Below are 23,281 nucleotides of genomic sequence, written 5' to 3'. Positions count from 1 at the left end.
GCGCCATGACGACAAGCCGCGAAACATCCGTTGCCGCCACCGTAGCGGCCCTCTCCGACATCGTGGGACCGCAAGCCTGCCTGACTGCGGCCGATGACACGGCCACCTACACCACCGACTACCGCAAGCTCTATCACGGGCAGGCGATTGCTGTCGTGTTGCCCGCCAACACCGACGAAGTCAGCCGCGTGATGGCCTGGTGCTACCAGCACGATATTTCGGTGGTGCCACAGGGCGGCAACACATCCCTGATGGGTGGTGCAGTGCCCGACGCCAGCGGCAACGCCGTCATCATCAACCTCAAGCGCATGAACCGGGTGCTGGAAGTCGATGCGGTGAACGACACGATGACCGTGCAGGCCGGCGTGACGCTGCATGCAGCGCGTGCGGCGGCTGAAGAAGCAACGCGGCTCTTTCCGCTTCGCATCGGCTCCGAGGGCTCGTGCCAGATCGGCGGCAACCTTTCCACCAACGCGGGCGGCACGGCAGTGCTGCGCTACGGCAACATGCGCGACCTGGTGCTGGGCGTCGAGGCTGTCCTGCCCGATGGGCGCATCTACAGCGGCCTGCGGGGCCTGCGCAAGGACAACACCGGCTACGACCTCAAGCAGCTCTTTGTCGGCTCGGAAGGCACGCTGGGCATCATCACAGCCGCCGTGCTCAAGCTCATGCCGCTGCCGCGCGCATCGTCCGTGGCCTTTGTTGCAGTGGCAAACCCCGCAGCGGCCGTCTCGCTGCTCGGAGAAGCCAAGAAGACAGCAGGCCAGTCGGTGACGGCGTTCGAGCTCATCTCGCGCCCCGCGCTGGACCTGGTGCTGGCCTATCTCGGCGGCATGAAGTCGCCGATGGAAGGCGCGCACGACTGGATGGTGCTGATCGAACTGACCTCAGGATCGGCCGCCGAGAGCCTGGACCAGACCATGGTGCAAGTGCTGGAGGCCGGCATGGAATCAGGCCTGGTGCTCGATGCCGCCATTGCGGCCAGCGGCGCCGACGCTCAGAACTTCTGGCGCATCCGCGAAGAAATTTCTGACGCGCAAACCCGCACGGGTGGCAGCATCAAGTGCGATGTGTCAGTGCCCCTGTCACGCATTGCGAACTTCATCGCCGAAGCCTCAGCCGCGGTGCTGGCGCTGGAGCCATCGGCACGCATGGTGGTCTATGGACACATGGGCGACGGCAATGTGCACTTCAACCCCTTGCGCCCGGCTGATCGCGATTCGAAAGAATTTCTCGCTGCGCACTACAAGACGATCTCGCACGCGGTCGATTCGCTGGCGCATGCAGCCGGTGGATCGATCTCGGCCGAGCACGGCATCGGGGTTGCCAAGCGCGATGACCTGGCGCGGTTCAAGACACCGGTCGAGCTGGAGTTGATGTGGCAAATCAAGCGGGCGCTGGACCCGAAGAATCTGCTGAATCCGGCCAAGGTTTTGCCGGCGCAGTGATCGTCTGCGAGCGGCGGCATGAGGGGCGTTTGAAAATTGGTTTAGAATCCGGTTCGGTCGTTGAGATGGCAGCCATCAAAAACGATCGGGTCTGAAGGTCATCCTTCAACCCCACCCCACCACATACGAATTTCTGGTTTCAGTGGGCTCTTAGCTCAGTTGGTAGAGCAGCGGACTCTTAATCCGTAGGTCGAGTGTTCGAGTCACTCAGGGCCCACCACCCACTGCCCGAGAGGGATTGAAAAGCCTGCTATCTAAACGGTAGCAGGCTTTTTTCTTTGGTGAGCCCGTGACAGTCTGGTGACCGTTGCAGGCCTGCACGGCGGCGTAATGGTTTCTGAATCCCCTGGGGGCTTGACCCAAGCCGATCTCGACGAATTCCACGCCGCTGGCTTTCTCGCTCCATACCCTGAGCGCTTCCTTGGTCATCTTCGAACCGTGTGCCCAGAACTCTTCGACCTTGCCGATGAAGTCAACCGCCTGGCCATGACAATGCATCGGTCGTGCATCGTGCCTCGAAACGACTTGGTCCGCGTCGTTGGCGCGCTTCTGGTCATCAAGGCGATCACGAGCTATCAATCGGCCGTGCTGCTCGTAGAGCGAGGAATTAGCGCGGAGGCTCAGCTGCTGAGTCGAACCGGGATCGAATGCACCATCCAGCTCGCGCTTCTGGGGAAGGATCCTGGACGGGTTGATGTGATGCGTGACGCTCAGACGCGTCACAAGCGGACCCACGCTCAGAAGTTGCTGGAGCTACAGGCGAAACACGGCGTGAACCTGGGCGATGAGCGGGTGCAAGCGGGCTTGCTGAAAAATGCGGTCCTCGAAGGCGCCAGCGATGCGCAGCTCGAAGCCCTGGCAGAGGCGGCCGGCATGTCGACCCTCTACCAAACTGCGTACAGGTCGTTGTCTGGCAATGCCTCTCATGCCACCTTCGGCGCTTTGGAACGATACATTGAGAAGGGTGTCGACGGCACGCCTGACATCGTAATCGGTCCAATTCCCGATCAGATGCCCGAAGCGCTCGAACTGGCGATAGGGGTGCTTCTCGAAACGCTCGCGCCTATGGAAAAAGTGTTTCCCGAGGCTGCCCGTACTGAAGAAACGGCGATGCTGGTAGCACGGTTGAATGCTCTGGTGAAAGCCCGTGTCGCCTGAGAGGCCTGGTGATAGCGGGGCCTAGAAAAATTCGAATTCGCACCGGTCTGACTTACACCATACAGCCTCCACGAAATCCGGGGCGGTTCAGGCTAGCAAGCGAAGGCGAGCCTAAGTCATTCAAAAAATGAGGACTACCCCCTCTGATCCGTAGGTCGAGTGTTCGAGTCACTCAGAGAGCCTATTTTCCGAGACCTAGTCAGCCCCAATCCGCGAGCCACCCCCGTATCTCCCTCGCCACCTCCCCCCTCTGCTCCCCCGTCCTCAGCAATATGTGATGCCCCCGCATCCGCACCGACCCTGCAGCCGCCGCGACGGCCCCACTCTCCAGATCCCCCGGCGACACCAGCCATCCATCCACCAGCCCGTCGTACCAGCGCATCAGGCCTTGTGTGGAGACCTCCATAGCCAGTTCCGAAAAAATCTTTGCTGCTGGCCCCTTGACCACATCGCCCGCGATGAACGGTGACACGGCAATCACGGGGAATCGACGCTCGCGCAGCCACTGGCGCACACCCTCCACCGCAAGAATCGGCTCGATGCTCAGCAGCGGATTCGAAGGGCAAACGATCACGGCCTCCACCTCATCGGACGCCATCGCCGCCGCAAGGGCAGGCGCGGGCTGGGGCGCGGGTCCGTCGAAGCGGATGCCCTTGAAGCGCGGTTCGCACCGAAGCCTCACGAAGTAGTCCTGGAATGACAGCAGGCCGGCGTCGGTGTCCACCCGCGTGCGGTGATCGGCATCGGTCACGGGTGTCACGCGATGCGCGATGCCTGCATGGCGAAAGAGCGCGTCGGTCACTTGCGACAGAGGCTGCCCCTGCCCCAGCAATGCGGTTCGCGCAATGTGCGTGGCCAAGTCCTGGTCGCCCAGGCGAAACCAGTCGGGGCCACCCGTCTGCCTGACAGTCTCCAGCGTGCGCCAGGTCTCGCCTGTCAGGCCCCAGCCCTGCGCCTCGTCGATCCTGCCCGAGAGCGTGTACATCACCGTATCGAGGTCGGGACATATGCGCAGCCCCCAGTGATCGAAATCATCGCCCGTGTTGACCGCGATCAGCAGTTGCTCCGGTCCGTACTCGCGGACAAGCCCTGCGCACAGCCTCGCACCCCCTACTCCGCCAGACAGCACGACGATCATCGCAAGCCCCTTGTCATCGAAACAGATCGGTCGCAGGCGACCTGTGAATGGCTGCGATGCCTGCGGCAGCAGGGTCGAACGCCAGGCCCCTCATGCACACCAGGGGCCGCCCCTCATCGGCCTGTCCCATCAGCAAGGACGCGGCGGCGGCGACTTCATCGGCATGTCCGATCACCGTCATCTGCAATGCCCGGCCTTCCCGGTCGGGGCGTCCTCGCTTGTCGATCACCGCAGGCAAGCCGTATGCCCCGATCGCCATGCCGCACACGCCTTCGCGCCAGGGCCGGCCAAAGCTGTCGATGATCAGCACCGACACATCGCAGCCCGTGCGCTCTTTCAGCGACAGCGCAATGGCTTTTGCGCTGGCATCGGGGTCCAGCGGAAGCAGCAAGGCGCACTCCTGGCCGTCGGCTGCCGGAACATTCGATTGATCCACGCCGGAATTGGCAAAGACGTGTCCCAGGCGATGCTGGGTGATCACCAGCCCGCGCACGGCCCTCACCACCCGCACCGATTCGCGCAGCACCAGCTCCATCATCCGGGGGTCCTTGCCTGTGGTCTGCGCCAGTGAGAGGGCCTCTTGGGATGGAGTGATCGTGGCCAGCGCCACGGCCCGGCCCTGCGCTTTCGAGACGACTTTTTGTGCGAGCACAAAGCAGTCGCCGGACCGGATGGTCCAGTCCGCCTGCGTGCAGCCGCCCAGCACCAGCGCAGCCAGATCGTCCCCCTGCCGAACTTCCGGCAGTCCCCCCGGCGCGATCAGCTGCAGACCGGCTGCCCCCTGGTTCATGCGGGCAGGCCGGTGATTCGCAATCCCGAGCTGGGCACCTTGTAGCGCTTGTTGATGAAGATCAACAGCGATGTCAGCGCTTCCGCAGCAGCCGCATTGGCAACCGGTCCTGCATGAATCGCGTGAAAGCCTGCGGTGCGCGCAAGCTCCACCACCACGTCGCAGGCCTCCCGGTCATCGCCGCAGATGAGTACGTCGCAATCGATGGGATGGTCCGGGTTCTTGAGGTGATGCGCAGACACGTTCTGGAAACCTGCAACCACGCGCACGCCCGGCCCCAGTTCTGCCTGCAGCGCGGCGACCGCAGAGCCACCCTCGGGCAAGGCCACACGGTCCACCTTGGGCGGCTTGAGCGGCACCGTCACGTCCACCAGAATCTTGCCCTGCAGTGCCTCGGCCAGAGGCGCAACGGTCGCTCGCTGGGCCGTGTACGGAACGGTGAGCACGGCGAGTGTTGCAGCACGGGCCGCGTCATCGTTGGACATGCCACGAATCGAGCCCGCGCCAGGAAGCGCATTCAATTCGTCTGCGCAAGCCATCGCTTTGGCCAGGTCGCGCGAGCCGACGATCACATCGTGTCCGGCGCGCGCCCATCGATACGCCAGCCCCGAGCCCTCGGCACCCGTGCCGCCCAGAACGGCAATGATGTGTTTGTCGGTGAGCGTCGTGTCAGTTGGGGTCATATCAGCAAGCGTCATACATCAGGACTCCTGCGCAAGCGCCGATCGGCGTGCCTGCGTCTTGGCAAAAACAACCGGCGTGAGCACCAGGGGCTCAAGCTCGGGGGCGAAGTAGGAACGGGCGCGCTGGTCGATGGGCGCCGCGCCGTACAAGGTGGTGCGTTGCAGCGGATCGCGCCCTGCAGACGTGATGAGCGCATCCATCTGGGCCGGGCCGAACTCCTGGCCGTGACTGGCACCGGCCGCACGCGAGATGCTCTCGTTCATCAGGGTGCCGCCCAGGTCGTTCGCGCCTGCGCCCAGGCAGGCCTTGACGCCGGTGGGCCCGAGCTTCACCCACGAGACCTGCACATTGCGGATCAACGGATGCAGCACCAGGCGGCCGACGGCATGCATCAGCACCACCTCGCGTGCGGTGGGTCCGCGGCGGGCCTGGCCCTTCAGGAACATCGGTGCTTCGGTGGAGACGAACGGCAGCGGCACGAACTCGGTGAAGCCCCCGGTCTCCTGCTGCAGGTCACGCAGCGCCAGCAGATGCCGCGCCCAGTGCACCGGTTGCTCCAGGTGGCCGAACATCATGGTGCAGGTGCTGCGGATGCCCTCTGCATGCGCAGCCCGCATCACATCGAGCCACTGGGCGGTGTCCAGCTTGCCGGGACAGATCTGCGCACGGATCTCGTCGTCCAGGATTTCTGCGGCAGTGCCCGGCAGCGTGCCCAGCCCCGCCTGCTTGAGCATGCGAAGGTAGTTGCGAACGGGCATGCCCAGGGTTTGCGCACCATGGGTGACTTCGAGCGGCGAGAACGCATGCACATGCATGGCGGGTTGCTCTGACTTGACCATGCGCACGATGTCAAGGTAGGTCTCGCCGGTGTAATCCGGATGGATGCCGCCCTGCATGCAGACCTCTGTGGCGCCCCGTTCCCACGCTTCGGCGACCCGCCTGCGAATTTCGGTTTCGTTGAGGTTGTACGGCTTGCCCCGCAGATGAACGACTCCGCTGCCTTTGGAAAACGCGCAGAAGCTGCACTTGTGGGTGCACACGTTGGTGTAGTTGATGTTGCGGTTGACGACGTACTTGACAGTCGATCCGACGGCTTCATGCCGCAGCCGGTCGGCGCTTCGCAGCAGCCGGTCCAGAGCCGCGCCCGTCGCACCGAACAGCGTCTCGATCTCGTGAACCTCCAGCCGCTGGCCTTCCCAGCAACGGTCCAGCAAGCGTGCAACTTTCAGGTCGTCGTTGCCGCCGGCCGCATACGGCGCAGCCGGAAAGTCGAAGTCCTCATCGGTCCCGCGCGACACGCCGCTGATCCAGTCACCGCTGCGAGGTGCGCCGCGCGCATCCGTGCCCGCCATGACGCGCGGCACCAGATCAGCATCGACCCAGCGATGCGGCCGGGCTGCCCATTGCGGATAGATCGCCAGCCGCTCCGCCAGCAGCTTGCCCGCCCCTGCGCATCGCTGTTCCAGCATCTGCACCTGCGGCCAGGCCGCCTCGGGGTTCACATGATCGCGCGTGACGGGCGAGATGCCGCCCCAGTCATTGATGCCTGCGCCGATCAACCGCTGGTATTCATGCGGCGTGAGATTGGGTGGTGCCTGGATGTTCATCCGTGGCCCGAAGATGAGCCGCGCGACGGCGATGGTCCACAGCAGTTCGTCCAGGTCGGGCTCCGGCGCATTCGCCATCGGCGTGCCCGGCTTTGCACGGAAATTCTGGATGATGATTTCCTGCAGGTGCCCATGGCGCTGGTTGATGGCGTTCAGCGACATCAACGATGAAATCCGCTCCTCGCGCGTTTCGCCAATTCCAATCAGGATGCCGCTCGTGAACGGAATGGCCAGTTCACCGGCCTGCTCGATCATCGCCAACCGGACCGCAGGGTCCTTGTCGGGCGAGCCGTGATGCGGCATGCCCGGCTCCATCAGGCGTCGCGAGCCGCTCTCCAGCATGAGCCCCATCGACACCGACACCTTGCGCAGGCGCTGCATCTCCTGGCGTGTGAGCACGCCGGCGTTCAGGTGCGGCAACAGGCGCGTGTGCTCCAGCACGCTGGCCGCACTCGCGTGCAGGTAGTCCACCGTGGTCGAATAACCCATCGCGTCCAGCGCGTGCCGCGCCACATCCCATCGCAGCTCGGGCCGGTCGCCCAATGTGAACAGCGCCTCGCGGCAATGGGCCTGGTCACCCTGGCGGGCGATGGCCAGCACTTCTTCGGGCGTGAGGTAGGCGCGGCGGTCCGCTTTCGGAGCGCGCGAAAAGGTGCAGTAGTGGCAGACATCCCGGCACAGCTGCGTGAGCGGGATGAAGACCTTGCGTGAGTAGGTCAGCGTGTCGCCGTGACCCGCGTCGCGCACACGTCTGGCTTCTGCAAGCAGGGACGGCAAATGCGCGGACAGCAGCTCCCGGCTGAGTTCGCGGTCGCTTGGACGTGGCAACAAGCCAGTGACTGAGGATTTCATGCGGTGCTTTGCTCCGTCTGGGTGGCCGACGTGGACCGGGGCGTCTTGCGATCGAGGAACGCCTGCATGCGGTCACGGGCGTAGTCGGTGCGCAGCAGCTCGATGAGCACTCGCGTCTCGTAACGCAGTGCTGCATCGAAGTCCATGTTCAGGCTTTCGGCAGCCAGTGCCATGTTGCGCTGCGCAGCGAACAAGGCCGGATGGCCCGACATCGCGCGAGCCAGTCGAGCGGGCTCCATCATCAGCGCCCGACGCTGCAACGCAGTCAGCCGATGCGCAGGCACGGCGTTGTCCGGCTTGTCCCAGGGCTGGCGTGCCTGCGGGTGCGCGCGAATCCACGCCTTGGCCTTGTCCAGCAACTGCTGCGGATCGTCCGCGAGTTCATCGACCAGGCGGTTGTCGAGCGCGCCCATCACATCTTCGAGCCGCCCTTCGGTGAGATACGGCATGGCTCGCTCGAAGCCCAGCAGCCGCGTCAGGCGCACCACGCCACCGGCACCAGCCAGGATTCCAAATTCGATTTCAGGCAGGCCAATCCGAAGGCGCGGCTCACGCAGTGCGATGCGGTGGTGACAGGCCAGGCAGGTCTCGTATCCGCCGCCCAGCGCGGAGCCGTTGATGGCCGCCACCGTCGGCCGGTTCAGGCGCTCGATACGGCGCAGGTACGACTTGAGCTGTTGAAAGTAGTCAAACAGCTGGGCTTCCTGACCCGGCGCAGACAGCACCATGCGCTTGAGGTCGCCGCCTGCCAGGAACACCGGCTTGGCCGATGTGAGCACGACGCCGGCATAGTCACGCGAGCCTTCGAGTTCATTGAGCAGCGACTCCATCGCGGCAATGAAGTCATCGTTCATGATGTTCACTTTGCCCGGCAGATCGAGTGCGGCAACGACGATGCCCTCGGCATCGCGGCTGAACTGCCAGCCGGCAAGGTCCTTGGAGATCGGTTCCATCATGTCCTCTCGATCAGGGTGGCAATGCCCATGCCGCCACCGGCGCACAGGGTCACGATGCCGCGACGTGCGTCACGACGCTCCAGTTCATCCAGCAGCATGCCCACCAGGACGCCTCCGGTTGCGCCCAGCGGATGCCCCATGGCGATCGCGCCGCCATTGACGTTGACCCGGTCGTCGGAAACGCCAAGCTCGTCCATGAAGCGCAGCACGACGGCAGCAAAGGCTTCGTTGACTTCAAACAGGTCGATGTCTTTCGCCGTGAGGCCCGTTTGCTCCAGCAGCTTGCGCGTTGCCGGTCCCGGCCCCGTCAGCATCAGCGTGGGATCGGTTCCGGCGACCACGGTTGCGACGATGCGCGCGCGGGGCTTGAGGCCGTGACGGCGACCTGCCTCGGCGCTGCCCACCAGCACTGCGCTGGCACCGTCTGCGATGCCGGACGAGTTGCCCGGTGTGTGCAGGTGTTCGACCCGGCGAAGCTCCGGGTAGCGAGTGAGCGCCACATCGTCGAAACCCGCCGCGCCCAGGCCCGAAAACGACGGCTCCAGCCGAGCCATCGCGGCCGGGTCGGCCCCTTCGCGAATCAGTTCGTCCTGCGCCAGAACGGCAAGACCGACGTTGTCATGAAAGGGAACGATGGAGGTAAAAGCACCTTCCCTGCGAGCCCTGGCCGCACGCTCATGAGAGCGAAGCGCGAACGCATCGAGCTGCTGCCTCGTGTAGCCGCCTATCGTTGCGATCAGGTCGGCCGAGATGCCTTGCGGAACAAAGGCGGTGGCAAACGCAGTCTCGGGGTCCTCCAGCCACGGGCCGCCATCGCTGCCCATGGCCACACGCGACATGGATTCAACGCCGCCAGCGATGGTCAGCGCCTGACCGCCCACTGCCGCACGGTTGGCCGCGATGCTGATGGCCTCCAGGCCGGAAGCGCAAAACCGGTTGACCTGCAGGCCGCACACATCCAGGCCCAGGCCTGCAAGCTGCGCAGCGGTCTTGGGCAGCACACTGCCCTGTTCACCCAGCGGGTTGACGACGCCCATGACGACATCACCCACCGCGTTGGCTTCCAGGCCGTTGCGCTCGCGCAGGGAGTGCAACAGCCCGGTCAGCAAGGCGACCGGCTTGAACTCGTGCAGGGACCCATCGCGCCTGCCCCTGCCGCGCGGCGTGCGGATCGCGTCGAAGATGAAAGCGGCTTCAGGCGGCATGGATCTTCCGGATCAGGCCGCGCAAGGTATCCATGTCCGCCTCGCTGGAAATCGGGATGCTGAACTCCGCATTGGTCGCGACCTTGCCGTAGCGCGCGATCAACTTGTCGCCGATGACGTCGAAGGTGCCGACAGTCGCGAACAGGTTCAGCACATCGTCATCGATGAAGGCAGGCATTTCTTCCCAGCGCTGCTCCTTCGACAGGATCTTCAGGCGCGAGGCCAGGTCACCCAGTCCGTGGAACTCGAATGCAGCCGCGTACGCGGGCGTGGAGGCGTAGAACGCAACACGGGCCCGCACATCCACGATCTTTTTCTGCAGCTGCTCTTCATCGGGCGCCGTCGCGATCAGCGGCTTGATCGAGACCTTGAAGTCCTTGAGGTCACGCCCGGACTTGGCCGCACCCTCGCGCACCGACGGCAGCATGACCTTCTCGATGTATTCGGCCGAGCAGACCGGGTGCGGACGGATGCCGTCGGCAACCTCGCCGGCGACCTGGCACAGCACCGTGTTCACGGCTGCCAGATGAATCGGGATGACGGGGAAATCAATCGGCCCCGGGTTGAACAGCGGAACCATCAGGTTGATGTTGTAGTGCTCGCCGCGAATGTCCAGCGCAGTACCGTTTTGCCAGCAATCCCAGATCGCCCGCACCGCGCTGATGTATTCACGGATCCACGGACCTGCGGGATGCCACGGCATGCCATAACGGCGTTCGATGTGACCCTTGACCTGTGTGCCCAGTCCCAGCGTGAAGCGGCCACCCGACAGCCTGGACAAGGTCCAGGCGCTCATCGCGGTGATGGTGGGGCTGCGCGGAAATGCAATGGCCACCGCGGTGCCAAGCTGCAGGGTGGTTGTCGCTTGCGCCGCGAGCGCCATGACGATGAACGGATCGTCCTTGGTCTCCTCGACCATCAGCGAGTCGTAGCCGAGTTCCTCGACGATCTTCGCATCGCTGGCGACCTTGGCGATCTCCAGCGCTTTCTCGGGGGCACGCAGCCCAGGGTCGACCTTACCCAGGGGCAGCAGGGTTTCGAGTTTCATGGGGTTTCTCCAGTGTTTTTGTTTCAGTTGCGGGTGCGGTGGTCGATCACCCGTACAGCCTTGCCTTCCGAGCGCGGCACCTCGCCGCAGCCCAGGACTTCGACGTGGACAGAGACGCCGACATGGGCCTTGATGCGGCGCGCGAGTTCGGCGCCGGCGGCGATGGGTTTGTCACCGACCACGCGCGGCTCCACAAATACCTTGACCTGGTCGAGCGAGCCGTCCCGCATGAGCTCCAGCTGGAAATGCGGGGCAAGTTGATGCACCGCAAGCAGTTGCTCCTCGATCTGCGAGGGGAACATGTTCACGCCGCGCACGATCAGCATGTCGTCCGAGCGGGCCATGACCTTGCCGAGCCGGCGCATGGTCCGCGCGGTGCCGGGCAAGAGCCGTGTGAGGTCGCGTGTGCGGTAGCGGATGGTGGGAAGCGCCTCCTTGGTCAGGCAGGTCAGCACCAGCTCGCCTTCACTACCCTCGGGCAGCACCTCGCCGGTTTCGGGGTCGATGACTTCAGGATAGAAGTGGTCTTCCCAAAGGGTCGGGCCGTCTTCGGTCTCGATGCATTCCTGCGCCACGCCCGGGCCGATGATTTCGGACAGGCCGTAGGTATCGAGCGCGCGCAGGTTCATGCGGCCATTGATTTCAAGCCGCATCGATTCGGTCCAGGGCTCTGCGCCAACGACAGCAGCACGCAGGCGCAGCCGAGAGGTATCGATACGCTGGCGCTCCATCGCATCGGCAATGTTGAGCAGGTATGACGGCGTCACCATGATGATGTCGGGATCGAAGTCGCAGATCATCTGGACCTGCTTTTCGGTCTGGCCTCCGGACATCGGAATCACCGTGCAGCCCAGGCGCTCGGCGCCGTAATGAGAACCCAGGCCACCTGTGAACAGGCCGTAGCCGTAGGCCACATGGACCTTGTCACCACGGTGAACGCCAGCGGCGCGCAGGGTGCGTGCGACAAGATTCGCCCACGTGTCTATGTCTTTCGCGGTATAGCCGACCACCACCGGCTTGCCGGTCGTGCCACTCGATGCATGGATGCGCGAGAGCTGCTCGGTCGGCACGGCGAACATGCCGAACGGGTAGTTGTCGCGAAAGTCCTGCTTGGTCGTGAACGGAAACTTCGCCAGGTCGGCCAGGCTGCCCAGGTCGTCCGGGTGCACACCCTGCGCCTCGCACTTGGTGCGATAGGGCGCCATGTTGTCATAGGCATGCCGCAGCGACTTTTTCAGGCGCTGCAACTGGAGCGCGCGAAGCTCATCGACGCTGGCGGTCTCGATCGGCTCCAGTCCTTCGGGCCTCACCCGCGGTGACTTCATCTCCAGCACTGCACTCACGAGATCACCTTGACCGGAATGGCCGCGAGCTTGCGGGCGTAGTTCTTCTTTTTCTCCACATCCATGCCCCGCAGGATCTGGATTCGCTGGGCCTGCGGCGATCCCGCGCCGTGCATGGATTCCGTCAGATAACCCACGGCGTTGCGCCCGAGTGTCATGTTCTCGATCAGGCGCAGCATCCGCACGCGATGCTCCACCGGAACTTCGGCGCGACCCTTGAAATACTTCTCGAGCAGCGGGCCTGCGACACTGTGTTCGAAGTCGTCTTGCGACGGCAGGGTCACCATCAGGCCGCCTGCAAGGTCCTGCGCAAGACGCGAGATCTCGTAGGGAAAGCGCGTGACGTTGTGCTTGCACACATTGGCCAGCATGGCGTCATTCATGAAGATGCCCGAAGCAAGCTGCGTGGCTTCGTGCGACGACGCGACGCCTGACGAGTAGATCGTTTCGTTCAGGTGGGTCATCTCCACCAGCTTGTCCTTGACGTGCGATGCGCCATCGGCGCCGTTGTATTCGGCAATCGCAGCAGCAGCGCCCACCATCACGTCACCCAGGCCGGTCTTGCACACGTAGCTCGCGCGGTGGTAGGCGGTGAACCGCGTCACCATCTCCTGCGCGAACTCGTACTCACCGTCCATCAGCACGTGTTCCCAGGGGATGAACACGTCGTCAAAGATGACCAGCGTCTCCTGCCCGCCATAGGTTGCGTTGCCCTGGTCGATCGTGCCTTTCTCAAGGGCGCGGGTGTCGCATGACTGCCGGCCGTAGATGAAGGTCAGTCCGGCTGCATCGGCAGGCACCATGCCGACGACCGCATAGTCCTTGTCCTTTTCGCCCAGGTTCATCGTCGGCATGACGCAGATCCAGTGCGAATTCAACCCACCCGTCATGTGCGCCTTGGCACCGCGTACATACAGGCCCTGCTCCGTCCGCCGAACCACGTGCATGAAGAGGTCCGGGTCTTCCTGCTCGTGGGGTCGCTTGCTGCGGTCGCCCTTCGGGTCGGTCATGCCCGCGCCGACGATGATGTTGTTGGTCTGCGCGAGCTTCAGCCACGCGAGATAGCGCTGGTGATAGCGGGTGCCGTGCTTTGCGTCGATGTCGAAGGTGATCGAGTGCAGCACGCTGATGGTGTCCAGGCCCGCGCAACGCTGGAAGCAGGTGCCGGTGATCTGCCCCATGCGGCGCTGCATCTTGTTTTTCTTCACCAGGTCCTGCGGGCTTTCAACGATGTGCAGGAAGCGGCTGACCCGGGCATTGATGAGCGGCGAATGTGCAGTGGCCATCTCCGGGTCTTCAACGGCCAGGTCGTAGGTGGCCTTGAGCGCATTCATGGAAGGCCGGATCACCGGGTGGTCCACCGGCTCGGCGACGTTTTCACCGAAGAGGTAGCAGGTGATGTTGCGGCCGCGCAGGCTGTCCAGATAGTCCTGGCCTGTCACGATTGGCTTGAAGCGGGCCCAGCGAGCCTGCGCCGATTCTTCCCTGGTCGCAGCCGTCAGGTGGCGCGTATCCGAAACGTCATTCATGGGGTCTCCTTCAAGGTCATCACAACAGCGATGGTGCCCAGTCGCCCCTTCAGGCGGCAGGTCCCATTCGCTCAATCGAGATCACGCAACCGCGCCTGCAAGCGGCGCAGCCGGTTCGGCGGCAAGGCCGAGATACGCCTCACGCACACTCGGGTCGTGCATCAGTTCGCTCGCGGCTCCGCTGGCGACGATCCGGCCTGTCTCCATGACGTAGCCGCGGTCGGCTGCCGCAAGCGCGGCGTATGCGTTTTGCTCCACGACCAGCACCGTCAGGCCTCGCGCTTTCAGGCGAGGCAAGAGCGCAAAGATCTGGTCCACCAGCACAGGTGCAAGCCCCATCGAAGGCTCGTCGAGCAGCAGCAGGCGGGGCTGCGACATCAGCGCGCGGCCGATGGCCAGCATCTGCTGCTGCCCGCCCGACAGCGAACCCGCATGTTGCGTGCGGCGCTCTGCCAATGCGGGAAACAGCTCGTACACACCCTCGATCTCGCGGCGCCGATCCGCCGCCGGTCGGGTCCATCCGCCCAGCAGGAGGTTGTCCTGCACCGACAGTGGTGCAAAGACATGACGGCCCTCGGGCACTTGCGCCAGACCCAGCTGAACGCGACGGTGGGCCGCGTCCTTTTCGATCTGGCGACCCTCGAACACGATGCGGCCTGCGCGCATCGGCTGCACGCCCGACAGCGCGCGCAGCAAGGTCGTCTTGCCCGCTCCATTGCTGCCGACGATGGTGACAATTTCTCCTCGCGCCACATGCAGGTCGATGCCGTGCAGCACCTCGATGCGCCCGTAGGCGCTGGCCAGTTGATGGACTTCAAGCACGCAGGGCCTCCCGGCTTCCGTGGTCGCCCAGGTATGCGGCGATCACCTCGGGGCGGCGCATGATCTCTTCACCACGGCCCTCTGCGAGACTGCGGCCCTGGTTGAGAACGTGGATGCGGTCCGAAATGCGCATCACCAGTTTCATGTCGTGCTCGATCAGCACCACCGTCACACCGCGATCGGCGATGCCGCGAATCGTCGAGGCCAGCGAATCGGTCTCTGCCGGGTTGCAGCCTGCTGCGGGTTCGTCCAGCAACAGCACAGTCGGCTCCGTGGCCAGGGCGCGGGCGATCTCCAGGCGCTTGAGTTCGCCGTAGGGCAGGCTTGCTGCCGGACGATCAGCCGTGTGGGAAAGCCCCACTTCATGCAGGTACTCGCGAGCGCTTCGCGTCGTCTGCGCGTTCTGCGCAAGCACCGAAGGCAGCGTGAACAGGTTCGCCAGGAAGTTGCGACCCTCATGCCGATGGCGGCCGACCATCACGTTTTCGATCGCCGTCATGCGGCCGAAGATCTGCAGGTTCTGGAATGTCCTGGACATGCCGGCACGCGCGAGCTTCCACGGCGCAAATCCGGTCACATCCGCACCCAGGAGACGAATCGCCCCACGCTGGGGCTTGTACACGCCGGTGATCACATTGAAGAGCGTCGTCTTGCCCGCCCCATTGGGCCCGATCAGCGAAAACACTTCGCCCTTGCGCACGTCCAGCGAGATCCCATCCAGCGCCTTGACGCCGCCGAAATCCACGCCGATGCCTTCGACAGACAGCAGGTTCACAAGTCCCTCCAGCCGAAGCGCGACGCGATCGCGGGCACGATGCCTGATCGCAGGAAGATCATGAACAGCATCATCAACAGGCCCAGCACGATGTGCTCGTAGTCGTGGAACGCAACGAGTGCCTGCGGAAGAATCACCAGCACGGCCGCACCGACGACGCTGCCCAGGATGGAGCCGAGGCCACCCAGCACAGCCATGGTCACGAACTCCACCGATCGCAGGAAGCCCGCGGTCACCGGCGTGACGTGTCCGTCGAACAGTGCCAGCATGGCCCCGGCCAGGGCGGCCATACCGGCGGACAGCACGAAGGCCGCCAGCTTGTAGCGCGCCACGTCGATTCCAAGCACATCAGCGGCGACCTCGCTGTCATGGATCGCGCGCAGCGCGCGGCCCGATGGACTGCCTATCAGATTGGCAATAGCCCACGCCGCGAGCACCAGAGCCCCTGCGCTGGTCCAGTACCACGGCATGGTGCCGCGCAGGGTCCAGCCGAACATGGTGAGGCGTTGCACAGCCATTCCGTCGGGCCCACCGGTCAGGTGTGCTTCGTTGGTCACGAACATGGCGATGAGCAGTCCCAGGCCCAGCGTTGCCACTGCAAAGTAGTGCCCCTTCAGGCGCAGGATCGGACGCCCGACGACAAACGCAAGCAGGCACGCCATGACGACACCGACAATCAGGGCGAGCCACGAAGGCACTGCGTATCGCGCCGGGCCGATCGCAACGGCGTAGGCACCAATGGCCAGGAAGCCCGCATGCCCCAGGCTCACGAGCCCTGCAAAGCCCATCAGTACATTGAGCCCGAGCGTCGCAAAGGCAAATATGAACACCAGCGCCGCGATCCTCAGATGAAAGCTGTTGTCCAGCACCAGCGGCAGCACGCAAACGACCACGGCAAGCAGCAGCACGCCGCGAAACCGGGGTTCCAGCCGCCGCAACCAGTTCGATGGACGCACCCCCGGTGGTGGCAGGGTGTCAGTCATGGATTGCAGGCTCATACACGCTCCACTCGCGCCGCTGCGAACAGGCCGCGCGGCATGAACATCAGGACCAGCAAAAGAACGACGAAAGCGATCGCGTCCTTGTACAGGGAAGAAATGAAACCCGCGCCGAATGCTTCGAGCAAGCCGAGCAACAGGCCCCCGACAACCGCGCCCAGCGGATTGCCGAGTCCGCCCAGCACTGCGGCAGTGAAGCCCTTGAGCGCAAGCGGCGCACCCACGTCGTACGCCGTCAACGCCACTGGCGTGATCAGGACGCCGCCGATGGCCCCGATAGCACCCGATACCGCGAAACATGCAGCAACGGCCAATGATGTGTTGATGCCCGACAGCCGCGCACCGAGCGGACTGGCGGATGTCGCAAGAATCGCCTTGCCGGGGAGCGTCCGGGCCAGGAAGAGCCACAGGCAGCCGACGATCACCGCCACCCCGGCGAGCACCAGCAGGCTTTGCGCCTGCACCGTCGCACCGGCAAATCGCAAGGTCCCGCCAGGTACGAACTCCGGCAGCTTGTGGATGCTCTTGTCGAAGACGACAGACGCCACACCGCGAATGAAGATGGATGCACCGATGGTGATGATGATCAGCGTGACGATGGACGCATTGCCTGCCGGTCGCACCGCAAATGCGTGCAACGCCAGCCCGATCAAGGTTGCGGCCGCGACAGCCATGGCGGCCGCCCAGGGCAGCGGCACGCCAGCCTTGAACGCAAAGGCCGCAACCATGCCGCCGATCATCACGAATTCGCCTTGCGCGAAGTTCACCACTTCACTGACGTTGTAGATCAGCACGAAGCCGATGGCGACCAGGGCGTAGATCGCGCCCATGGTCAGGCCCGACAGCGTGAACTGCAGCAGTTCGCTCATGGTGTGGCCGTGGTCACTCGGACAGCTTCCACTTGCCGTCGCGGATCTCGATCATCCGGAAAGCGGCCAGCGTGATGCCCAGGTGATCGGTCGGCGACATGGTGATGGAGCCGACCGTGCCCATGAAATTGCGTGTCTTCTCGATCTCGTCGCGGATGCGATCGCGGTTGGTCGTGCCTGCACGCTGCATGGCCTCGACCAGCAGGAAGAGGCCGTCGTACGCGTAGCCGCCGAAAGCGGACACCGGCTCCTTCGCGTGGGCTTCATAGGCCCTGGTGTAGTCGATAAGGACCTTCTTTTGCGGGTCCGAATTGGGAAGCTCGTTGGCCACCAGCAGTGCGGGGCCTGGCATGCGCACGCCGTTTGCGGCCGGGCCTGCCAGTTCAATGAAACCATTCGTCGCTGCGCCGTGGCTCAGGTACAGGGGTTGCGTGAGACCGACCTGCCGATAGTTGCGTGTGACGATGGCCGGTCCCTGGCCGATGCCGGGGCTGAGCACCGCCTGGATGCCGGCGAGCTTCTTGATGTTCGCCAGCTGCGGCGTGACGTCGGCATCGCTCGGGCCATAGCTTTCCTCGTGCTCGATCTTGATGCCGTAGTCGCCCTGCGCTTTCTGGCAGCTGGCGCGCATCGACATCGCGAATCCGTCGGTGCCGTAGATCATGGCAACGCGCGTGATGTTGCGCTTTTTCATGTCCTCGAAGATTTTCTGGCAGGCCATGATGTCGGTCTGCGGCGGCTTGAAGGTGTACTTGCGCACCGGGTCCACGATCTGCACGCCACCCGAAAGCGAAACGAAAGGTGTCTTTGCCTCTTCAAACACAGGCAGCATCGCGAGTGACGCGCCGGTCGACGTCCCACCCACGACAGCGATGACCTTGTCGTCTTCGACCAGACGCGTGGCGAACGTGCGAGCCTGGTCGGCCTTGCTGCCGTCGTCGTACACGACCAGCTTGATCTTCTCGCCCTTGATGCCGCCTTTGGCATTGATCTGCTCGACGTACATCTCCAGCGTCTTCTTCTCGGGAGTGCCCAGAAAGCCGGCCGGGCCGGTCACGGACAGCACGCTGCCAATCCTGATTTCGGCCCACGCCGGCGCGGCGCAAGCCACAAGTCCGGCCAGCAGCCCCGTCACCAGTCCGTCGCGCATCGTTGATCTCATGCCTGTCTCCTTCATGTGGTTGGTCGCGGATGGTAGGAGCGGCGCAAGGCAGGCCGACAGGACAAAAAGCGACCTTTCGCCGCACCGATTCAGACATCGGGACGCATGAAGCGTTGCGGTGAATTCAGCGGAACGTTTAGGACCTGTCGAGAGTGGCGACGCATCGATGTAATGCTCCACTTGCACAAGGAGACGAGAAGAAAATGGGCGCGTTGAACGGCTTTACCGTGATCGAATTGGCCGGGTTGGGTCCTGTGCCATTCGCCGGAATGCTGCTGGCCGACCAGGGCGCACGCGTCATACGGATCGAGCGTCCGGGCGCGCCTGAGAACTCGCGCAATGTACTTTGCAGGAACCGCCAGCGCGTGGCCCTGGACCTCAAGGACGGCCCGGCACGCGATGCGGTGCTGCGCATGATCGAAGGTGCCGACGCACTCATCGAACCCTATCGGCCGGGTGTGATGGAACGGCTGGGCCTGGGTCCGCAGGACTGTTTCGCGCACAACAAAAAACTCGTCTTCGCACGCATGACCGGATGGGGCCAGACCGGCCCGCTGGCCGCTGCTGCCGGACACGACATCAACTACGTGTCGCTCGCGGGCGTCACGCACGCCGTGGGACGCGCAGGCGAAGCGCCTGTCCCGCCGCTCAACCTTGTCGGCGACTACGGAGGCGGCGGCATGCTGCTGGCTTTCGGTGTCATGGCCGCCGTGTGGGAAGCCAGCCGCTCGGGCCACGGACAGGTGATTGATGCTGCGATGATCGACGGCGCGTCACTGCTCATGGCCGAATACTGGGGATTCCTCGGACGCGGCGAATTCAGCGACCGGCGCGGAACGCACCTGCTCGATGGTGGCGCGCCGTTCTACCAGGTCTATGAAACAAGCGACGGCCAGCACATCTCCATCGGGCCGCTCGAATCAAAGTTCTATCAGGAGATGCTGCAACGGCTGGAGCTTGATCCGGCACAGTGGCAGCCGCAAAACGACACGTCCCTGTGGCCTGGTCTGAAAGCGAAACTTGCAGAGGTCTTTCGCATGCGCTCGCGGGATGAGTGGACGAAGGTGCTCGAAGGCACGGATGTCTGCTTTGCACCTGTGCTGTCCCTTGCGGAGGTGCCACATCATCCACATCACACAGCGCGCGGCACCATCGTGCAAGTCGCGGGAATGCACCATCCTGCACCGGCCCCACGATTCGTTCGCACGCCCGCTGCCCACCCTGCTGCCGGCGGTCCGGTCGGCTCGCACACGCGGGACATCCTGGTCGAGTTCGGGTGCGGTGAAGCCGAGGTCGCCGACCTGCTCGCACGCGGCGTGGCACAGCAGGACTGAGGACCGCGATGCATGTCCTGATACCGGTCAAGCGGTTCGACGCCGCCAAATCGCGACTCGCATCGCGCCTTGCTCCTGCACAGCGAGAAGCGATTGCACTCGCCATGCTCGAAGACCTTCTGGCAGAGGTTGCGCAGGTTCGCGGACTCTCGGGTGTGGCTGTTGTCAGCGCGCAACCCGGCCTCGCGCAAAGGCTAGGCAACCGTGCGACGGTTCTCGCCGATCCCGGCACCGGCTTGAACGAGGCCGTGACGCAGGCGTTGCAGCACCTGGCCGAACGCGGTGAAGATCGCGTGCTCGTGCTTCATGGTGATCTCCCCCTGGCACGTGCGTGCGACCTGCAGGCGCTCATCGACACTCACCGAAACTCGCAGGCGCTGGTACTGGTGCCGGACGCTGCCGCCTGCGGCACGAATGCCCTCATGTGCAACCTGCCGATGCGCATCACGTTGCAGTTCGGGCGCGACAGCCTCGCGCGCCATCAACGCGCTGCGGCCCGGGCTGGCGCGGCCTGTGTCACAGAACCGGTTGCGTCACTGGCTCTGGACGTCGACGATTCGAGCGCGATGGACGCAGTGGAAGCACTGGGGGCACGCTACGGTGTACAGGTCGCGCCCCGCACCCGCGCGTTGCTCGGTCGATGGCGGCAGTCGCATGGCGTGCCGGCACTGTCCAGCTAACGCTGGACAGCTAGGAGAGCAGATCGGTTGAGCGCGCGGACTGCTGGAAGTTCTGCCGGTATTGCAGGGGGCTGTAGCCCGTCCACTGATGAAACGCCCTCGTGAACGAGCGCGTCTCCGCGTAGCCAACAGAAACAGCGATGTCTTCGATGCGGGCGTTGCCCTTGAGCACCTTCTGGATGGCGATGTCGCGCCGGATGTTTTCCTTGATCTCCCCGTAGCTGCTGCCCTCGCGCTTGAGCTTTCGACGCAGCGTCTGCGGTGTCGTGTGCAAGCGCTCTGCAACGACTTCGATGCTTGGGAATTCGACGGGCTGCGACGGCTTGGGCAGCAAGGTTGCCCGCACCCGGCGCACCAGGCCGAGGTCGCTTGAAGGCATCGTCAACCACATGAGCGGCGCAGCCTTGAGCATCGCCTTGAGCTCGGCCTTCGTGCGCACCACAGGAAGCCTGAGGTACTTGTCATCGAAGGCGAAACAGTTCGCAGGCCGTTCGAAGCGCTGCTCGCAAGGAAACATGTACTTGAATTCCTCGACGTTCGCGGTGGGCTCGCTGAACGTGAATGACGCCCAGCGCAACGGAAGCGGCGCGCCTGTGATCCACCCGGCCAACCGGTGCCAGATCACCATCCAGAATTCCATGAAGTAGTGATTGGGGTCGAGATCGGGTCGCGAGAAGCTGGCCTCGAAAACGGCTTCGTCGCCGGAACGCGTCAGACCCAGATAGACATCGGTTCGAGTCAGGTTGTAAAACCGGACACCAGCCTGCAGCACCTGCTCCAGCGATTCGCAAGGCACGATGAACCGCGTCATGAGACCGAACAACCCGACCTTGGCGCGGTCTTCGGTAAAGCCCATGAATTCGTCGTCGAGCGCGTACCAGACCTGCTGGACCAGTCGCGCCATCGCGCGCACATCACCCCGGGCCAACGGGTCGTCCAGCAGTGTGGGCGCGACCCCTGCAGACTCCAGGAGCTTTCCGGTATCTACGCCCCGCCGCGCGGCGCCCTTGATGGCCTCACGGAAGTAATAGGAAGAAATGGTCGCCATCTCAAATGCAGGGACAGCGAGAAGAATGCACCGATACCATGGACATGGCACGAGTATCTTCGAAAAGCGCACCACAGATCATTCAACTCCGACCTCGTGAGTTTGCTTTGGTCCGCGCAGTCCCTGCCCCGCTATCCTCAGGTGCCAGTCTCCTCACTTCACAGGCCCCCCCATGCGCAACACCGACCCGCGCCCCATCACCGAAGCCGTCATCGCCAGCTTCGCGGACACACCGGACCCGCGCCTCAAGCAGATCATGACGAGCCTGGTCCAGCACCTGCACGCCTTCGCAAGCGACGTTCAATTGACGCAGCAGGAGTGGTTCCAGGGCATCGACTTTCTCACCCGCTGCGGGCACATCACCGATGACAAGCGGCAGGAGTTCATCCTGCTGTCGGATGTGCTGGGCCTGTCGATGCTGACGGTGGCGCGGAACAATGCCAAGCCCCAGGGGTGTACTGAAGCGACCGTGTTCGGGCCTTTCCATGTTGAAGGTGCACCGCACTATGCGCTGGGCGACGACATCGCCAACGGTGCCAAGGGCAGGCCGTGCGTGGTGCGGGGCACTGTGCGCAATCTCGATGGCGAGCCGGTGCCCGGTGCCGTGCTGGACGTCTGGCAGTCAGACGACGAAGGCCTCTACGATGTGCAGCACGAACACCTGGGCCATGCGCAGGCGCGCGGCATCATCACTGCCGACGAGCAGGGACGCTTTCACTTTCGCACCATCGTCGCAGTCCCGTATGCGATTCCGCACGACGGGCCGGTCGGCCAGATGCTCAAAGCCACCGGCCGCCACCCCTGGCGGCCTGCGCACCTTCACTTCATGGTGAAGGCACCGGGCTACGAGACCCTGATCACGCACGTGTTCCGCAAGGGTAGCGACTACCTCGACTCCGACGCGGTGTTCGGTGTGCGCCAGTCACTGGTGTGCGACTGGGTCGAGCAGGCCGATGGCAGCTTTGCGATGGCGTTCGACTTCGTGCTCAACCCTGCACTCAGGGCGTGACACCCGAAAATTCATCGAAGGCCGCGATCGCATTGGCTGCATACATCAGCGAAGGACCGCCGCCCATGTACACCGCAACGCCCAGGGTCTCATCGACTTCCTGCCTCGTCACACCGAGCTTGACCAGCGTCTTCATGTGATAGCCGATGCAGGCGTCGCAGTGCGCTGCCACGCCCAGCGCCAGGGCCATCAGCTCCTTGGTCTTCATGTCCAGCGCACCGTCGGCCATGGCAGCGCGGCCCAGTTCACTGAAGCTCTTCATCATGCCCGGGGCACCTGCGCGCAAGCTACCCAGGCGAGCAGTCACACCCTGGGTCAGGTCCTGGTAACCGGCGTTATTGTTTTGCATGTGCGTCTCAATCCAGCTTTGCAGTGCCTGTCATGCGGTCGTGCTTGAGGAAATACTTGCGTGCAAGCGCCACCAGTTGCTTGTCGCTCGGATGGTCCACCACCTCATAGCCGACGATGCGCGCGGCCGTTTGCGGACGGTGCTTGTCGGCGTAGTGACGGAAGTCTGCAGTCGCGGTCGAGGAGCCGGTCACCAGCACTTCGCCGACGCCGTCGAGCGCCGTGCAGACATCGCCGAAAAATTCGTGCTCGGAGCGCACTGCGCTGCCATGCTGCTTGGTGTAGTGCGTGTGGGCCTTGATCTTCTCGGCCTGCACATGCTCGGCGTCGAATTGAAGGACCTGGGCAGACTGGTGGTCGGTCCAGACCACTGCGTGAAACAAGCTCATGTTGGGTTCCGTTCAGAGTAGGAACCAAACATACCCCTGCGCGGGCCAACCTGGTTTGATCCAGGTCATGAAAGCCGCTGCAACCCGAA

General features: G+C 63.9%; 22 protein-coding genes and 1 tRNA gene. 6 read left to right on the top strand and 17 right to left on the bottom strand.

All coding sequences use genetic code 11. From position 1 onward, the window contains the following. The first annotated feature begins 5 nt into the window (after nt 1-5). The 3 genes from AQ12_RS12830 (at nt 6) to AQ12_RS12820 (ending at nt 2,606) form a co-directional block, all read left to right on the top strand. The gene (locus AQ12_RS12830) at nt 6-1,448 is read left to right on the top strand and encodes an FAD-binding oxidoreductase (RefSeq protein WP_048440305.1); all 1,443 of its coding nucleotides are present in this window, start codon (nt 6-8) and stop codon (nt 1,446-1,448) included. A gap of 144 nt (nt 1,449-1,592) precedes the next feature. Further along, a tRNA-Lys gene (locus AQ12_RS12825) sits at nt 1,593-1,668 on the top strand. Nucleotides 1,669-1,802: 134 nt separating this feature from the next. Continuing rightward, the gene (locus AQ12_RS12820; RefSeq protein WP_152682783.1) at nt 1,803-2,606 is read left to right on the top strand and encodes a DUF5677 domain-containing protein; all 804 of its coding nucleotides are present in this window, start codon (nt 1,803-1,805) and stop codon (nt 2,604-2,606) included. 199 nt (nt 2,607-2,805) lie between these two features. Here the strand turns inward: AQ12_RS12820 and cofD are convergent, their stop codons facing one another. The 14 genes from cofD to AQ12_RS12750 all read right to left on the bottom strand — a co-directional run bounded on the left by cofD (nt 2,806) and on the right by AQ12_RS12750 (nt 18,384). Continuing rightward, nucleotides 2,806-3,744, bottom strand: a complete 939-nt coding sequence (gene cofD, locus AQ12_RS12815) for a 2-phospho-L-lactate transferase (protein ID WP_048440303.1) — start codon at nt 3,742-3,744, stop codon at nt 2,806-2,808. Between the two features lie 13 nt (nt 3,745-3,757). Continuing rightward, nucleotides 3,758-4,534 (bottom strand): coenzyme F420-0:L-glutamate ligase, encoded by a 777-nt coding sequence (gene cofE, locus AQ12_RS12810; RefSeq protein ID WP_048440302.1) that lies wholly within the window; start codon nt 4,532-4,534, stop codon nt 3,758-3,760. Continuing rightward, nucleotides 4,531-5,217, bottom strand: a complete 687-nt coding sequence (npdG, locus tag AQ12_RS12805; protein ID WP_048440301.1) for an NADPH-dependent F420 reductase — start codon at nt 5,215-5,217, stop codon at nt 4,531-4,533. The genes cofE and npdG overlap by 4 nt, the downstream gene beginning before the upstream one ends. Nucleotides 5,218-5,235: 18 nt before the next feature. Further along, nucleotides 5,236-7,677 (bottom strand): 5-amino-6-(D-ribitylamino)uracil--L-tyrosine 4-hydroxyphenyl transferase CofH, encoded by a 2,442-nt coding sequence (gene cofH / locus AQ12_RS12800; protein ID WP_053076714.1) that lies wholly within the window; start codon nt 7,675-7,677, stop codon nt 5,236-5,238. Then, nucleotides 7,674-8,633, bottom strand: a complete 960-nt coding sequence (locus AQ12_RS12795; protein WP_082151573.1) for an enoyl-CoA hydratase/isomerase family protein — start codon at nt 8,631-8,633, stop codon at nt 7,674-7,676. Before AQ12_RS12795 ends, cofH begins: the two co-directional genes overlap by 4 nt. Continuing rightward, the gene (locus tag AQ12_RS12790) at nt 8,630-9,838 is read right to left on the bottom strand and encodes an acetyl-CoA C-acetyltransferase (protein ID WP_048440300.1); all 1,209 of its coding nucleotides are present in this window, start codon (nt 9,836-9,838) and stop codon (nt 8,630-8,632) included. The genes AQ12_RS12795 and AQ12_RS12790 overlap by 4 nt, the downstream gene beginning before the upstream one ends. Beyond that, the gene (locus AQ12_RS12785; RefSeq protein ID WP_048440299.1) at nt 9,828-10,886 is read right to left on the bottom strand and encodes a TIGR03617 family F420-dependent LLM class oxidoreductase; all 1,059 of its coding nucleotides are present in this window, start codon (nt 10,884-10,886) and stop codon (nt 9,828-9,830) included. The genes AQ12_RS12790 and AQ12_RS12785 overlap by 11 nt, the downstream gene beginning before the upstream one ends. 23 nt (nt 10,887-10,909) lie before the next feature. Beyond that, nucleotides 10,910-12,211 (bottom strand): phenylacetate--CoA ligase PaaK, encoded by a 1,302-nt coding sequence (gene paaK, locus AQ12_RS12780; RefSeq protein ID WP_048440362.1) that lies wholly within the window; start codon nt 12,209-12,211, stop codon nt 10,910-10,912. 14 nt (nt 12,212-12,225) lie between these two features. Beyond that, nucleotides 12,226-13,758 (bottom strand): 4-hydroxyphenylacetate 3-hydroxylase family protein, encoded by a 1,533-nt coding sequence (locus tag AQ12_RS12775; protein ID WP_053076712.1) that lies wholly within the window; start codon nt 13,756-13,758, stop codon nt 12,226-12,228. A gap of 81 nt (nt 13,759-13,839) precedes the next feature. Next, the gene (locus AQ12_RS12770; RefSeq protein ID WP_048440298.1) at nt 13,840-14,580 is read right to left on the bottom strand and encodes an ABC transporter ATP-binding protein; all 741 of its coding nucleotides are present in this window, start codon (nt 14,578-14,580) and stop codon (nt 13,840-13,842) included. Next, the gene (locus AQ12_RS12765; protein ID WP_048440297.1) at nt 14,573-15,355 is read right to left on the bottom strand and encodes an ABC transporter ATP-binding protein; all 783 of its coding nucleotides are present in this window, start codon (nt 15,353-15,355) and stop codon (nt 14,573-14,575) included. The genes AQ12_RS12770 and AQ12_RS12765 overlap by 8 nt, the downstream gene beginning before the upstream one ends. Further along, nucleotides 15,352-16,338: a branched-chain amino acid ABC transporter permease gene (locus AQ12_RS12760; protein WP_048440360.1), complete on the bottom strand. Its 987-nt coding sequence runs from the start codon at nt 16,336-16,338 to the stop codon at nt 15,352-15,354. The genes AQ12_RS12765 and AQ12_RS12760 overlap by 4 nt, the downstream gene beginning before the upstream one ends. 11 nt (nt 16,339-16,349) lie before the next feature. Beyond that, nucleotides 16,350-17,222 (bottom strand): branched-chain amino acid ABC transporter permease, encoded by an 873-nt coding sequence (locus AQ12_RS12755; RefSeq protein WP_048440296.1) that lies wholly within the window; start codon nt 17,220-17,222, stop codon nt 16,350-16,352. 13 nt (nt 17,223-17,235) lie between these two features. After that, on the bottom strand, nt 17,236-18,384 hold the full coding sequence (locus tag AQ12_RS12750) for an ABC transporter substrate-binding protein (protein WP_048440359.1): 1,149 nt from the start codon (nt 18,382-18,384) through the stop codon (nt 17,236-17,238). Nucleotides 18,385-18,587: 203 nt separating this feature from the next. Here AQ12_RS12750 and AQ12_RS12745 point away from each other — a divergent pair, with 203 nt between their 5' ends. Next, entirely contained in the window at nt 18,588-19,718 is a 1,131-nt protein-coding gene (locus tag AQ12_RS12745; RefSeq protein WP_048440295.1) for a CaiB/BaiF CoA-transferase family protein, read from the top strand. 8 nt (nt 19,719-19,726) lie between these two features. After that, nucleotides 19,727-20,398, top strand: a complete 672-nt coding sequence (gene cofC, locus AQ12_RS22150; protein WP_053076711.1) for a 2-phospho-L-lactate guanylyltransferase — start codon at nt 19,727-19,729, stop codon at nt 20,396-20,398. Between the two features lie 10 nt (nt 20,399-20,408). Here cofC and AQ12_RS12735 read toward each other — a convergent pair whose 3' ends face one another. Beyond that, the gene (locus tag AQ12_RS12735) at nt 20,409-21,446 is read right to left on the bottom strand and encodes an AraC family transcriptional regulator (protein ID WP_048440294.1); all 1,038 of its coding nucleotides are present in this window, start codon (nt 21,444-21,446) and stop codon (nt 20,409-20,411) included. A gap of 172 nt (nt 21,447-21,618) precedes the next feature. On the opposite strand from AQ12_RS12735, the gene AQ12_RS12730 reads away from it, so the two are divergent. After that, nucleotides 21,619-22,455, top strand: a complete 837-nt coding sequence (locus tag AQ12_RS12730) for an intradiol ring-cleavage dioxygenase (RefSeq protein WP_048440293.1) — start codon at nt 21,619-21,621, stop codon at nt 22,453-22,455. Here AQ12_RS12730 and AQ12_RS12725 read toward each other — a convergent pair. Then, nucleotides 22,445-22,804 (bottom strand): carboxymuconolactone decarboxylase family protein, encoded by a 360-nt coding sequence (locus tag AQ12_RS12725; RefSeq protein WP_048440292.1) that lies wholly within the window; start codon nt 22,802-22,804, stop codon nt 22,445-22,447. The two genes, AQ12_RS12730 and AQ12_RS12725, sit on opposite strands and share 11 nt — an antisense overlap. 7 nt (nt 22,805-22,811) lie before the next feature. Next, a complete protein-coding gene (locus tag AQ12_RS12720; RefSeq protein ID WP_048440291.1) occupies nt 22,812-23,192 on the bottom strand; it encodes a hypothetical protein in 381 nt (126 codons plus the stop codon). Nucleotides 23,193-23,281 lie beyond the last annotated feature (89 nt).

This window comes from Caenimonas sp. SL110, from assembly GCF_001044395.1.
In the GTDB taxonomy this organism is placed as follows: Bacteria; Pseudomonadota; Gammaproteobacteria; order Burkholderiales; family Burkholderiaceae_C; genus Ramlibacter.
This window is presented reverse-complemented; position numbering and strand designations above follow the sequence as displayed.

Excerpts from the sequence above, each read along its gene's own strand:
- AQ12_RS12735 (WP_048440294.1), bottom strand. The coding sequence starts at position 21,446 with ATGGCGACCATTTCTTCCTATTACTTCCGTGAGGCCATCAAGGGCGCC.
- AQ12_RS12760 (WP_048440360.1), bottom strand. The coding sequence starts at position 16,338 with ATGACTGACACCCTGCCACCACCGGGGGTGCGTCCATCGAACTGGTTG.
- AQ12_RS12775 (WP_053076712.1), bottom strand. The coding sequence starts at position 13,758 with ATGAATGACGTTTCGGATACGCGCCACCTGACGGCTGCGACCAGGGAA.
- AQ12_RS12830 (WP_048440305.1), top strand. The coding sequence starts at position 6 with ATGACGACAAGCCGCGAAACATCCGTTGCCGCCACCGTAGCGGCCCTC.
- AQ12_RS12745 (WP_048440295.1), top strand. The coding sequence starts at position 18,588 with ATGGGCGCGTTGAACGGCTTTACCGTGATCGAATTGGCCGGGTTGGGT.
- npdG (WP_048440301.1), bottom strand. The coding sequence starts at position 5,217 with ATGACCCCAACTGACACGACGCTCACCGACAAACACATCATTGCCGTT.
- AQ12_RS12755 (WP_048440296.1), bottom strand. The coding sequence starts at position 17,222 with ATGAGCGAACTGCTGCAGTTCACGCTGTCGGGCCTGACCATGGGCGCG.
- AQ12_RS12785 (WP_048440299.1), bottom strand. The coding sequence starts at position 10,886 with ATGAAACTCGAAACCCTGCTGCCCCTGGGTAAGGTCGACCCTGGGCTG.
- cofE (WP_048440302.1), bottom strand. The coding sequence starts at position 4,534 with ATGAACCAGGGGGCAGCCGGTCTGCAGCTGATCGCGCCGGGGGGACTG.
- AQ12_RS12795 (WP_082151573.1), bottom strand. The coding sequence starts at position 8,633 with ATGATGGAACCGATCTCCAAGGACCTTGCCGGCTGGCAGTTCAGCCGC.
- cofC (WP_053076711.1), top strand. The coding sequence starts at position 19,727 with ATGCATGTCCTGATACCGGTCAAGCGGTTCGACGCCGCCAAATCGCGA.
- paaK (WP_048440362.1), bottom strand. The coding sequence starts at position 12,211 with ATGAAGTCACCGCGGGTGAGGCCCGAAGGACTGGAGCCGATCGAGACC.
- AQ12_RS12730 (WP_048440293.1), top strand. The coding sequence starts at position 21,619 with ATGCGCAACACCGACCCGCGCCCCATCACCGAAGCCGTCATCGCCAGC.
- cofH (WP_053076714.1), bottom strand. The coding sequence starts at position 7,677 with ATGAAATCCTCAGTCACTGGCTTGTTGCCACGTCCAAGCGACCGCGAA.
- AQ12_RS12720 (WP_048440291.1), bottom strand. The coding sequence starts at position 23,192 with ATGAGCTTGTTTCACGCAGTGGTCTGGACCGACCACCAGTCTGCCCAG.
- AQ12_RS12750 (WP_048440359.1), bottom strand. The coding sequence starts at position 18,384 with ATGAGATCAACGATGCGCGACGGACTGGTGACGGGGCTGCTGGCCGGA.
- AQ12_RS12725 (WP_048440292.1), bottom strand. The coding sequence starts at position 22,804 with ATGCAAAACAATAACGCCGGTTACCAGGACCTGACCCAGGGTGTGACT.
- AQ12_RS12790 (WP_048440300.1), bottom strand. The coding sequence starts at position 9,838 with ATGCCGCCTGAAGCCGCTTTCATCTTCGACGCGATCCGCACGCCGCGC.
- cofD (WP_048440303.1), bottom strand. The coding sequence starts at position 3,744 with ATGATCGTCGTGCTGTCTGGCGGAGTAGGGGGTGCGAGGCTGTGCGCA.